The sequence below is a fragment of the Gemmatimonadota bacterium genome (assembly GCA_026706845.1).
Taxonomy (GTDB): domain Bacteria; phylum Latescibacterota; class UBA2968; order UBA2968; family UBA2968; genus VXRD01.
In genome coordinates, this window is the sequence record JAPOXY010000134.1 from 1 (window position 1) to 12,499 (window position 12,499).

Sequence of the window (12,499 nt, forward strand, 5' to 3'; positions counted from 1 at the left end):
GCGGAGAATGGGTGGGCGACCGAACTGCATCCATATCTCGTCGACTGGGCAGTCGTAACGGATATTACGGCAGCCAAATGGTTCTACGAAGGACTCCCTCGCGGCGCTTCGATCCCGTGGGAAGCCTGGCTCATACCGTTGACCTGGCGTCTCTCACTCGTAGGCGCAGTCGCATGCTTCTGCTATTGTATGGTCGCGATCTTCCGGAAGCAGTGGGTCGAGAACGAGCGGCTCTCCTTCCCCCTGATGAAGCTGCCGATGAACATGGCGGACGAGGAACCTCGTGGGTTTTTCACCGCCGGGTTCATGAACCAGCCTGTTTTCTGGATCGGCTTCGCTTTCGCGATCTTCCCGATTATGTGGAATATGATCGGATACTTCACACCCATTTTTCCGACCATTCCAAGAGATTTCGGGATTATCCAACTCGGTCGAGACTTTCCACCCATCGAAACCCGATTCTATCCACTGATCATCGGTGCCTCTTACTTCGTTGAACTCGAAGTATCCGGAAGCATCATCATTTATTTCCTATTCCTGACGTTTCAGCTTGGTATGTTCAGAAGATTTGGATTCGAAACAGGTCCACTGCGTGCAGACACTTCCGATTTTGAAAACTGGCAAGGACTTGGCGCACTTTTCGTCCTGATTCCCTGGGGACTGTGGACCGCCCGCGGCCATTTGAAAGATGTCGTCAGAAAGGCATTCGCAAAGGACCCGACGATAGACGATACTCGGGAGATGCTCTCCTACCGTTCAGCGGTATTCGGACTCATCCTCAGTGCGATATTCATCTGCGCGTGGTGCATCGCATCGGGAATGACCGTATATGTGGCGTTTGTCTTCGTCTCCCTTGTCATTATCGTCTGGCTTGGGATCTCGAAGATCAGCATCGAAACGGGGCTGATCAGCTCTCGCATTATACACGCGCAGTTCGCGACCTACCATATTGTCGGGCTTACAAACATGAACCCACAGAGCATTGTGGCGTTGGCGTTGACCTACACCTGGCACCGCGACCTGAAAACCGTCCTGATGGCTCCGATGGCCAATGCTACGAAACTCTTCGATGATGTCCGCGAAGACCGGGGGAGAATGATCCTCGCAGTCGCTATCGCCGTTGCCGTTGTTGTGGGAGGCAGCGCCTATTACGCGATCTCTTCCGGCTACCAGACGGGCGCATACAACTACGGCAGCATCTATGCGGGATCCGTGCAGGCCGTGTTTGACAGGGGCGTCGGTTACATCCGCGATCCCTTCTCAATGAAGCGCCATCTCGCTTTTTGGGGGCTGATTGGAGTTGCCGTCACTGTCGCCAATATGATCCTCCGCTATATCTATCCGGCTTTTCCGCTGCACCCCATCGGCCTGGTCTCGGCAACCTCATACCCTGCCAATCGCACGATATTCTCGATTTTCTTTGCCTGGTTCGCCAAAGCCGCCATCCTCCGTATAGGCGGCATCAGCCTGTATCGCAAAGCCTCACCCTTCTTCTTTGGTATGATGCTGGGGTATTTCGTTGGTGTCGGGATTTCGTTTGTCGTTGACATGATCTGGTTTCCCGATGACGGGCATTCACTCGCGCTATACTAATTCAGTAGCGGGTTATTTGGAATATTCATAAATTTACGTGTCAACGTTGATTTTACGAAGGTCTCACAAGACCTGAGGATGACAATGAGAATTCTCGACATCCGACAGAGAAAGCCCGAGGTATGGCGAGGTGCCGCCTGGTCTCCAGAACAGGAACGGGCAAATCGCGAATGGGAAACTTTCTGGCGTTTTTTTAAGTACCTGTATCCCCACAAGACCAAAGTCATCCTCGGGATGGTATTGATCATGGTAGGCGTTCCGCTCCGTGAGATAGGCGTCTTTGTGGGTCGATATCTGGTCGATGAAGTCATCCTGAATACCGACCTGCCAATAGATCGCCGCATGCAGCTTTTCTTTTTCGTCTTTGGTATCCAATTCCTGATGTGGATCATCTCGAATATCTCTCAGATAACACGGCGTATCCTCGGGTGGTATATCGACATGAAAGTCACCATCCACCTGCGCACGATCTTCTACGACCACCTCCACAAACTTTCCCTCGGCTTTCTTCAGAGTAGGCCCATCGGCGAACACATGTATCGCAGCACCGCCGACGTCGGAGGTGGCCTGATCACCATGATCACCGACGATGTTCCCAATGCGATCACCATAGCCTACCGGATTATCTGGACGGGCATCATCCTCAGTCTGGTCGATCCCTGGCTCACAGTCTTGATTTTTCTCTACTCCTTTCCCTACACAGCCCTATCCCACTACTTCTACACGCGCCTTCAGAGAGTCCGATGGGACATGAGAATGCAGGCACAGTACCTGAGGACGATCTTGAGAGACGGTATAGCCGCGACCAAGACCGTCAAAGGTTTCGGCCGTATGCGCTGGTCTGCCCGCCGATATGCGTCAACTTTTATCGAGAACCGCAGATACTGGATCAAGTACCGCGTTCTACATATCTTTACACACCAGGGCGTTCTGTGGTTTCTCTCTGAGGGCGTTGAAAAATTGTTGTGGCTCTACGTGGGTTACCACACCATGACCGGAGAGTTGAGCATCGGAGAATTCAGTGTTGTGTTTTTCCTCGCCCGGCAATTTGAAGGCCCGATGGAGAGAATGATCAGGCTGATCCAGAGCATTCGCCTTCAACTCGTCCAGGCCGAACGCGTCCTGCAAACCCTTGACGTTCAACCCGAGATAAGCGATGCGCCCGATGCGAGCACCATACCGTCCCTCAGCGGCACAGTCGAATTCAGAAATGTGGGATTTGAATACGAATCGGGACAGCCCGTGCTGGAAAATATCAACATCACAATCCGTCCCGGAGAGCGCGTCGCATTCGTGGGACCGAGTGGATCGGGCAAGACCTCAATGCTATACCTCATCTTGAGGCTTTACGATCCCACCACTGGATCGGTTCTCGTAGATGGACACGACCTGAAAGATGTCCGGCTCTTGAGCTACCGCAATCAACTCGGCGTTGTGCTTCAAGACACCTTCCTATTTTCCGGAACTGTCCGCGAGAATATACGGTATGGAAATCTAAAGGCTTCGGACGCAGACGTAGAAGAAGCAGCCCGCATGGCCGCGCTTTACGATGCCGTCATCGCCCACCCGGAGGGATTTGAAAGAGATCTTGGAGAGGGAACGAGATTATCCGGCGGGCAAAAGCAAAGAATAGGCATTGCCCGCGCCCTGATCAGAGACCCTGCGGTTTTCATTCTGGATGAGGCGACCTCAAACCTGGATTCTCGATCGGAAGAACACGTCATGGACACAATCTGGAACGTATCGGAAGGGCGAACCACCGTGATGGTTTCTCACAGACTCATGACCGTTCAAAAAGCAGACCGAATCTACGTTTTAGATCAGGGCAGAATTGTCGAAAACGGTACACACGACGACTTGCTATCAGCAAACGGTCTCTACCGCAGAATATGGGATGAGCAGATGCAGTTGGGCACAGACGTCGATGCAGCCGATTGAGACCTCATTCGTATTTAAGTGCCTCAATCGGATTGGTTTGCGCGGCTTTCCAGGCCTGGTAACTCACAGTGATCAGGGCAATGGCAATAGCCAGTACACTGCTCAATACAAATACCGAGATATCCAGACCGATGCGATAGGCAAAATCGGCTAACCAGTCATCGAGCATGTAATAAGCCAGGGGCCAGGCAATAAGACTGGCAAACGCGACCAGCTTGACAAATTCGGCTGAAAACATCGTCACAATTTGTCCGCCAGACGCACCGAGCACCTTGCGCACACCAATCTCCTTTGTGCGCCGTTGGGCAGAGATAGCGGCCAAACCGAACAGACCCAAACAGCACACCACGATCGCCAGCAATGAAGAAATGCCAGCAATTCTTCTCAGGCGAAGTTCATTCCGGTACGCAGATGCAAATCCATCGTCCATAAAAATGGGGTTAAACGCTTCGTTGGGCACGAACTTATACCATTCCTCTTCCAAAAAATCCATCGTCTCTACAAACTGTCCGCCCTTTATTTTAAGCGTTAAATACGCATATAGCCTGGCCCACTTGACAAATGCGAGGGGCGCAATTTTTTCTTTTAAGGAATCAAAATGGTAATCCTTAAACACGCCCACAACAGTACCCGTGCCGCCGCCCCCATCCAGCTTCTGAATTTGTTTGCCGATGGGATTATCCCAGCCAAATAATTTGGCTGCCGACTCATTGATCAGAAATTCACGCGTCCATCCCCTGAGGGGATTGCCCTTGTCCAGGGTGAAGTTTTTGCCAGCAATTAGCTCAATACCCATTGTTTTTACAAAGTCCTGATCGACCTCGTTGATCAGAATCCACCAGTCATCTCCCGGCAAATCCTCTGGGCGAATGGGCTTGCTCCGAGAGCCCCCCCCGCTGGGGAAGGCGCGATACTGAGATGCCGTTGCCCCAATGACATTGGGATGCCTCAAAAACGACTGCTTCACAGTACTGTACCGCGACGACAGGCGGTTGGCGTGAACAAAATGCGCCTCCCGGCTCGAAATAAAAATGGGCAACATGACCAGATGTTCTGTATCAACCCCCAGATCCCGATCCAGCATATAAGAGATCTGGTTGCGCACGACCAGCGTCCCTACGATCAAAAAAATCGAAATTGAAAATTGAAATATCACCAGCCCCTTCCAGAACCACGAACCACCCGATCTGGATTGAACCTGGCTCTTCAATGTATCAATCGGTTGCCAGGCAGACAAAACAAAGGCGGGATAACCTCCGGCGAGTATCCCGGATACCAGTACTACGCCGACCAACGCCGGGATCAAAGTCATATATGCCCTGAGATCTAATACCAGATTTTGCTGGATCAAATCATTAAACACGGGCAGTGCCGCGTGCGCGACAATAAGTGCCAGCAACGACGCGAGACAGGCGACAATCAGGGACTCCCCCAGAAATTGCTGGATCAACTGACCGCGACTGGCACCGACCACTTTTCGCAAGCCCACCTCTCTTGCGCGTCTGACGGATTGGGCTGTCGCCAGATTCATAAAGTTCACGCAGGCAATGATCAGAATAAATGCGGCAATCACACACATCGTATAGAGTTGATCGATATCGCCGAAGCTCTGGATGTCGTAATCTGCGCGCGAATGCAAATAAACCCGATGCAGGGGTTGAAGATGATACGCATTGTATTTTTGGATTTCCGCGCCCATATAGCGCGTTATAAAATCTGGAAATTTTTGCTCCAGTGTTTTGGGAGAAACACCTTCTTGAAGCAAAATATAGGTTTGTACCGGTCGAAAACCCGCAGCCGGATCCCATCTGTGCAATTTGTTACTCCATTGGGCATTGGGGTCTCTCGATACGAACATATTAAATGGGATTGTCGTAGGCTCAAGGCGATCTTTCAACACACCCCGCACAATATAATCGCCGCCAAAAATCGAATTGACAACGGTGAGCACCCTGCCCATCGGGTTTTCCTCGCCGTAGATAACATTCGCCATGCGCTCGGTAATCACAATACTCGTTGGATCTTCAAAAGCCGTCTGTGCGCTGCCCTGAACAAATTCGGCTTCAAACACGTCAAATACGTGTTTGTCAACGCGATTGAGCCGTGTGGGAAACAAAATATTCTCGCGTTCGACCTTCACATTCCAGGGCCATATTCGAACAGCTGACTCCACTTCGGGGAAATCGCGTTGCAACGCGGGGGCCAAAGATCCCGACGTACCCCAGGAAAAATTGCGCGATCCGCCCTGGATATTTATTTCTCGCACGACCTTGTAAATGCGATCCCCCTTTTCATATCTGTGATCGTATTGCAGTTCGCGTTGTAAAAACAACACGATTAAAAGGCAGCAGGACATGGCGATGCCCAAACCGAGGATATTGAGCGCGGAATACACTTTGTTCCGCATCAAATTCCTGATAGCAATTTTGGCGTAATTTCCGATCAGATTAAACATGAAGCAGGCTCCTGCAGATGCAATAAATGTGCCACAACATATAGACTACTGTATAAAAAAGTGGATTTTCTGCCAGACGCAATTGTTTTCTGTTCTCCGTCAAACCCGAAAATCCAATTGACATTCAAACATATCTTCGCCTAATTTAAACGGTTTGGTGTCTTTCAGAGAAATAGCCTCCACGCCTGTATTTGGACAGGACTAAGGCCGGACGATGTTCAACTATTTTCCCCCTCCCCGCAAGGGAGCAAAACAGTCACTCATAAGAGTCTTTCTGCGTTTTCTCAGGTTGATGATCCCGGTCTGGGATAAGGCTCTGCTCGTCGTAATGGGCACGATCGTCGTCAGCACGTTTCGGGTTGTGAATCCGTGGCTGAGCAAGTTTCTCATCGATGATGCATTTCCCAATCAGGATTGGAACCTGTTCTACAGTATCTTTGTCGCCTATGTCGTGCTTGTTCTGATTCAGAGATTGGTCGGTACCATGACGACCATACTCAATCACTACGTAGATCTACGCGTGAGCTTAGCCCTCAAAACCCACTTCTTCACCCACCTCCAGCGTCTCTCCATGACCTTCTACGAGAGTCGTGGTATTGGCGAGCACATGTATCGCGCCAGCGCAGATACGGGGGCCGTAATGCGCATGATTACGGACATCTTGCCAGCGACATTGCGTGCGGTCTATGAGTTCATACTTATCCTCATCTTCACCACCTGGTTGGACTGGCGAGTCTCGCTGGTCATTCTGATTTACTCGATTCCTTATGGAATGGTCGCCCAGAAGATCGCGACCATACAGCGCAGATTTGATCGCCGCGTAAGAGAGAGATGGCAGGCGCGCGACGCCGGGCTTCAAGAAGGCGTTGCCGGGGCAGCCGTCGTACAGACATTTGGTCGACGTCGGCACGAAGTAAAGCGATATCTCAATCTCACCATCGAAGGGTATCGCGCCGCGATGCGCCTGTTTTATATGCGTGTCATCGAAGGAGAACTCGCGCGCAATAACGGCCTGCTTCCCTATTTAAAAAATCGACTGATAAGACTATACTTTCTCAGAGAAGTTATTTTAGGCAACCTCTCCTATGGGTCTGTCTTCCCTATTTTTTCCTATACGAACCGCCTGTCCAACCCCATTCAAGTCCTGATTCGGTATTTTCAGCAAGTTCGCATTGCAATGGTTCCCGCCGAGCGCATTCTCGAAACACTGGATCAGGTTCCCGCTGTTACAGACCGTCCCAATGCACCGGCAATGCCACCTGTCAGGGGCGATGTCGTCTTTGACAATGTCTCCTTTTCTTACGAGGATGGCACACCGATCCTGCGCAACCTGAGCTTCACCGTTCAGGCAGGTCAAAAAATCGCTCTGGTTGGACACAGTGGATCGGGCAAAACCACGGTCGCGAACCTGCTTCTCAGACTATACGACCCGGATTCCGGAAGGGTAATTGTAGATGGCCAGGACCTCAGAGAAGTAAAATCGAGCACCTATCAGGACCAGGTTGGTCTGGTTTTACAGGAAACGCATTTGTTCAACGGAACAATCAAAGAAAATATCCTGTTCGGTCAGCCCCATGCATCTGACGATGAAGTGGTCAGAGCCGCCCAACTGGCGGACATAGACGCATTTGCCTCATCCCAACGCAACGGATATGACACCGACCTTCGAGAAGGCACGAGAATTTCAGGGGGTCAGAAACAGCGGATCGGGATTGCCCGGGCCATGGTTCGCGATCCCAAAATTCTCATTCTGGATGAACCCACATCATCTCTGGACAGCGCCACAGAACAGCGATTTTTGCAAAGCCTGGACCGCGTAGCAGAAGGACGCACCACATTCATAGTCTCTCACAGACTCACAACAGTGGCAAATGCCGACCAGATCATCGTTCTCAGCGACGGTCAGATCCTCGAACAAGGGACACACGCAGAACTGATTCGCAATGGGGGCGAGTACGCAGAGATGTACCGGCGATACCTCGGCCTGGATGATAACAGGCAAGTTGGGTAACGCAATCTCCTCATAATCACGGGTAAAAAAATGCAAACGACAGAGAAACCGAAAACACAGAGCTTGAGAACCCGCAGATTTATCGCGAAGTACGTCAAATATCTGGAGATATTCGGGTATGGCTTTGTTTTTGCGGTCGCCGCAGCCATCGCCTTTCTGTGGTTTACAAAGACAGAAGACCTCGTGTTATCTAATGCCGAACCGATCAAGCCGCACGAATATGTCCTATCCTCTGATGAGGATATCGTAGTCATAGAGGCACTGGTAAAAAATAAAACCGACGTAACAATTGGTCAGCCGCTATTTGAAATTTCCAGAGACCAATCCCAGGTCAACCGCTATCGCGCAAAACAAGTAGCAGAAGAACTGAGTGGTGAACTCGACAGCCTTGCAACATCATCCTCTCTAACTCTATCGGAACGGGAACTTCTGGGCACGCTCCGAAGTTCGGCGTCCATCTGGGAGCAAGATCTTCCCAGACGTGAAACATTGAATGCTACGCATTCCGGCGTCATCCTGTTCGAGAAGGAAGTCGTCGGAACAGTCGTGCCGAAAGGAGACGAAATCGCGCGCATTCTGGATTTTGACGATCTGCGAATTTCCGCAGGTCTAAAGGGCGCTGGACAAAGGCTCGCACGCGTTGGTCAACCAGCTCATATTGAAGTGATTACAACTTATGGAGACGGTGAAATACTGAGAACAGACATCGATTCGCCGGATTCGTGGAGCACGGGATTTGCACAGTTCAACGACATCTCGGATGGTCAAATCACCAAGCAATTGGAAAATTACTTTTCGGGCAAAGTGGTCGTCATAGAAGACGACACGGTATTCGCCCTCGGCAAGGTGAAAAATATCGATCTCCACAGCACATTAAACGTGCAAAATGCCGGGCCACTCGATCCCGGAGAAAAGATCGAAGCCGAGCCATTAAACCGGATAGCGCTAACTGGCACAGTCATCGAAGGCACCCACACTGCGGAATTCAGGATTCACACTTTTCCCAATGAGATTCAACAGGAAATCCAGAATACGCTTCAGGAACGCATTGTGGAACGACAATTCGACACAGGCGGTCAGCCCCTATCCGTAAATGAAATCACAGATCTGAGTATGATTATCGAGATGGATGCCGATGAGCCTGAGATTGACGGGACGAACCTGGATGTGCAGATGGTCGATGCCGAAAAGACAAAGCGTTCTTTTAAAGGCGTGATCAGAATCGACGATCCACATCCGGTGCTCAAGGCAAAAGTCCGGGAACTCGCATTGCTAAAAAAACCCATCTATATCAAGGCCATTGTGAAGGTCGTGGTGGGAGAAAGACGAATCGCAATGCTCCTATTCAGGAAGAACTAATAGGAAGAATCACAATGAACGAAATCGAACAATACGAATTTGATCGCCAGGGATATATCACAATCAAAAACATGCTCACGGAAGCAGAAGTGCAATCCCTGCGCAAAGCCGTTGACAAATTGGAAGAACACGCCCTATCCAATGTCGATCTACCGCCTCGAAAACACAGTGCCTGGGGAGCCGAATATCACGTCAACAAGGAGAAAGGCTACCACGTTCAGGGATCAGATGCCGAGGGGAAAACCCTGATCATAGAAGATTTTTGGAATGCAGACCCAACATTTGATCTGCTTGTAAACCACGAAAAAACATTGCCATACGTACAATCTGCCATCCGAGGCCGCTACACCATCAACAATTCAGAGATCCGCATTCGGTACAAAAATAATACATCTCGCAGCCACGGCGGCACGAGACCAGAAAATCAAAAATACCGCTATACCAGCGGTGAGCGCATCGATTGCATGATGGTGCGCATGATTTACTTTATACACGACGTCACCAATGAACAAGGCGCGTTTTGCGTCGTCCCCGGCACGCACAAAAGCACCCTCCTATGCCCTTATGACAACGATCCAGATGTAGAACCGGGAATGATCGGATTGGAAGCCAAAGCGGGCGACGCGATCTTTTTTACAGAACACCTGCGGCACGGTGGCTTGACCAACCGCTCAGATCAAGTCCGCAAAACCATCCACGTAGGCTATGGCCCCTACTGGATGATGTCGCAAAATATCGCAACCATGGATGAACCCCAGCATATCACATCGCATACACTGGCGCGATACACAAAAGAACAGCGCAATTTGTTTCGACCGTGGCCTGAAAAATAGAGGAGCAAAGCCAATGTCTGAGAAAACAGCGCGTGAGCATCTGCCCATGTCGGATTACGAAAAATTCCTCTTCGACTTAAAAGGCTTCCTCGTCATCCCCAGTGTGCTCACCGACGAAGAAATCGCGATCGCACGCGACCATATCGAAACGTATATGAAAACGCCCGAAAGCCTGCCCGAGCATCATCGCTCACCCATTTCTGGTCCCACTGAATTTTTGATCGATCACCCACGCGTCATGGGCATTCTGCAAGAAGTCATTGACCAGGATCGGGAGCGCATCCGATTGGAAAGCGTATTCATATCCGGCCGATCCGCTGAGAAAACCGGCAACGAGTGGCGGCCACACGTGGGAGGCACAAACCTCCACCCTTCGTTTTCCTTTCGCTTCCACAACGGTCGCATCTACAGCGCAATGACGCGCATTGTCTGGGAATTGAACGAAGTGAAAAAAGGCCAGGGCGGCACCTGTCTCGTGCCCGGCTCGCACAAAGCCAACCTCGCTTCTGCTCAGGACGGCACCTGGCCCGAAGAAGCCGATGATCCAAACTCAGGCGTTTGGGAAACCTATGGCTGCCCACCGGGAAGCCTCGTCGTATTTTCAGAAGGCGTGCGGCACACGGGATCTACCTGGACCAATCCGGACAATCCGCGACGCGCCATCCTCATCGCGTACAATCACGTAACCGTGCGATTCCACGAACCCAAGCCCTGCATGAACCCGGTCGTGATCAATCGCCTGGAAGAAAGCCGTCAGTCTTTCTTCCGCGATGTCTGGGTTTTAGCCAACAAGCGAAGGGGATAAAACCAATGCCAACAACCGAAACTTCTCCCAATATACTCTTTATCCTGACCGATCAATGGCGAGGAGATTGCCTGGGCTATACCGGTCATCCCGCAGTTGAAACCCCTCACCTGGATCGTCTGGCAGACGAAGGTGTCACATTTACCCAGGCCTATGCCTCCTGCCCGGTATGCGTTGCTGCTCGCGCCACAATCCTCACGGGCCTCGCCCCCAAGCGCCATGGATATCTCACCAACGGCGGCGTGCAGTGGGACTATCCAGTAACACTTCCCGGAACCCTATCAGATGCGGGTTATCACACCCAGTGCGTCGGCAAAATGCACGTCTATCCCTGGCGCAATCTCGTGGGTTTTCACAACGTCGTACTACACGACGGCTATATGCATCGCGCCCGGCGGGAAAACCGCGAATTTGGATTGAATGACGATTACACCCCCTGGCTTCGGGAAAAACTCGGCGCGGTCTATGCCGACCACAACGACTCTGGCGTGGGATGCAATGGATACGCAGCGCAAGCCTGGCCCTACCACGAAATGCTTCACCCCACGAGTTGGGTGACCTCGCAGGGCATTGACTTCTTGCGCAGGCGCGACACATCCAAACCCTTCTTCCTCACGCTATCCTACCACCGGCCCCATCCACCGCTGGATCCGCCCACGTCTTTCTTAAATCGCTATTTGCAAAAAGACATCCCCCCACCCGCCATGGGAAACTGGGTTGACCACGAACTCCGCAAAGGAGGCCACGACAGCCCGATCCCGCGAGACCCATCGCTGGTGGCCTTTGCCAGAAGAGCGTATTACGCACAGATTTCACACATCGATTTCCAGATCAACCGCATGATCATGGCACTCAACGAATACGGTGTCCAGGACAACACGGCCATACTCTTCACCGCGGATCACGGCGAAATGCTATACGATCACAACCATGTGGGAAAAGGCGTGCCCTATGACGGATCCGCTCGCGTGCCCTTCATCCTGCGAATGCCCAGAACATCTGGCGCTGCTGAACATGGATCCCTCGTAGAATCGCCGGTAGAACTGCGGGACATCTTCCCAACCTTCTGTGACATCGCGGGAATCGACACCCCGGACGATCTCGACGGAGAGAGTGTGTTGAATTGTGGCGGGAATAATTGGCGTCCGTTTATTCACGGAGAACACGCGACATCCGCCAATCAGTGGCTTACGGACGGCAAGGAGAAGTACGCCTGGTTTACCCAGACGGGAAGAGAATTGCTCTTTGATCTAACCGAAGACCCCCGCGAAATCAACGACCTGTCCAGCGATCGTCCCGACCGATTGGCCTGGTGGCGCGATCAACTGATCGAGGAACTCACAGGGCGCCCAGAGGGATTTGTACAGAATGGAAAACTGGTGCCCGGGCAACCAATTCAGGGCTTGCTCCCCCACGTCGGCAAAGGCGTCCCCAAAGGCGCAATCTGAACAGAGGAATATCCCATGTCACTGCACAAACCCTTTACAGAAGAAGAACTAGCGCCG

8 protein-coding genes are annotated in these 12,499 nt (G+C 51.6%); 7 read left to right on the plus strand and 1 reads right to left on the minus strand.

Features of this window, described 5'->3' with window-relative positions:
- Positions 1-1,593 (plus strand): hypothetical protein (locus OXG87_12895; GenBank protein MCY3870449.1); only part of this gene is annotated, 1,593 nt, incomplete at its 5' end.
- 84 nt (positions 1,594-1,677) lie between these two features.
- Entirely contained in the window at positions 1,678-3,531 is a 1,854-nt protein-coding gene (locus OXG87_12900; GenBank protein ID MCY3870450.1) for an ABC transporter ATP-binding protein, read from the plus strand.
- A 4-nt stretch (positions 3,532-3,535) separates the two neighbouring features.
- Here the strand turns inward: OXG87_12900 and OXG87_12905 are convergent, their stop codons facing one another.
- A complete protein-coding gene (locus tag OXG87_12905) occupies positions 3,536-5,986 on the minus strand; it encodes an ABC transporter permease (protein MCY3870451.1) in 2,451 nt (816 codons plus the stop codon).
- 214 nt (positions 5,987-6,200) lie between these two features.
- Between OXG87_12905 and OXG87_12910 the strand changes: the two genes are divergently transcribed.
- From OXG87_12910 to OXG87_12930, 5 genes are read left to right on the plus strand one after another with little or no spacing between them, the layout of a single operon-like run.
- On the plus strand, positions 6,201-7,997 hold the full coding sequence (locus OXG87_12910) for an ABC transporter ATP-binding protein (protein ID MCY3870452.1): 1,797 nt from the start codon (positions 6,201-6,203) through the stop codon (positions 7,995-7,997).
- A gap of 30 nt (positions 7,998-8,027) precedes the next feature.
- Entirely contained in the window at positions 8,028-9,356 is a 1,329-nt protein-coding gene (locus OXG87_12915; protein ID MCY3870453.1) for a hypothetical protein, read from the plus strand.
- Between the two features lie 14 nt (positions 9,357-9,370).
- On the plus strand, positions 9,371-10,189 hold the full coding sequence (locus OXG87_12920) for a phytanoyl-CoA dioxygenase family protein (GenBank protein ID MCY3870454.1): 819 nt from the start codon (positions 9,371-9,373) through the stop codon (positions 10,187-10,189).
- A 13-nt stretch (positions 10,190-10,202) separates the two neighbouring features.
- On the plus strand, positions 10,203-10,994 hold the full coding sequence (locus OXG87_12925) for a phytanoyl-CoA dioxygenase family protein (GenBank protein ID MCY3870455.1): 792 nt from the start codon (positions 10,203-10,205) through the stop codon (positions 10,992-10,994).
- A 5-nt stretch (positions 10,995-10,999) separates the two neighbouring features.
- The gene (locus OXG87_12930) at positions 11,000-12,442 is read left to right on the plus strand and encodes an arylsulfatase (protein MCY3870456.1); all 1,443 of its coding nucleotides are present in this window, start codon (positions 11,000-11,002) and stop codon (positions 12,440-12,442) included.
- Positions 12,443-12,499: the final 57 nt, after the last annotated feature.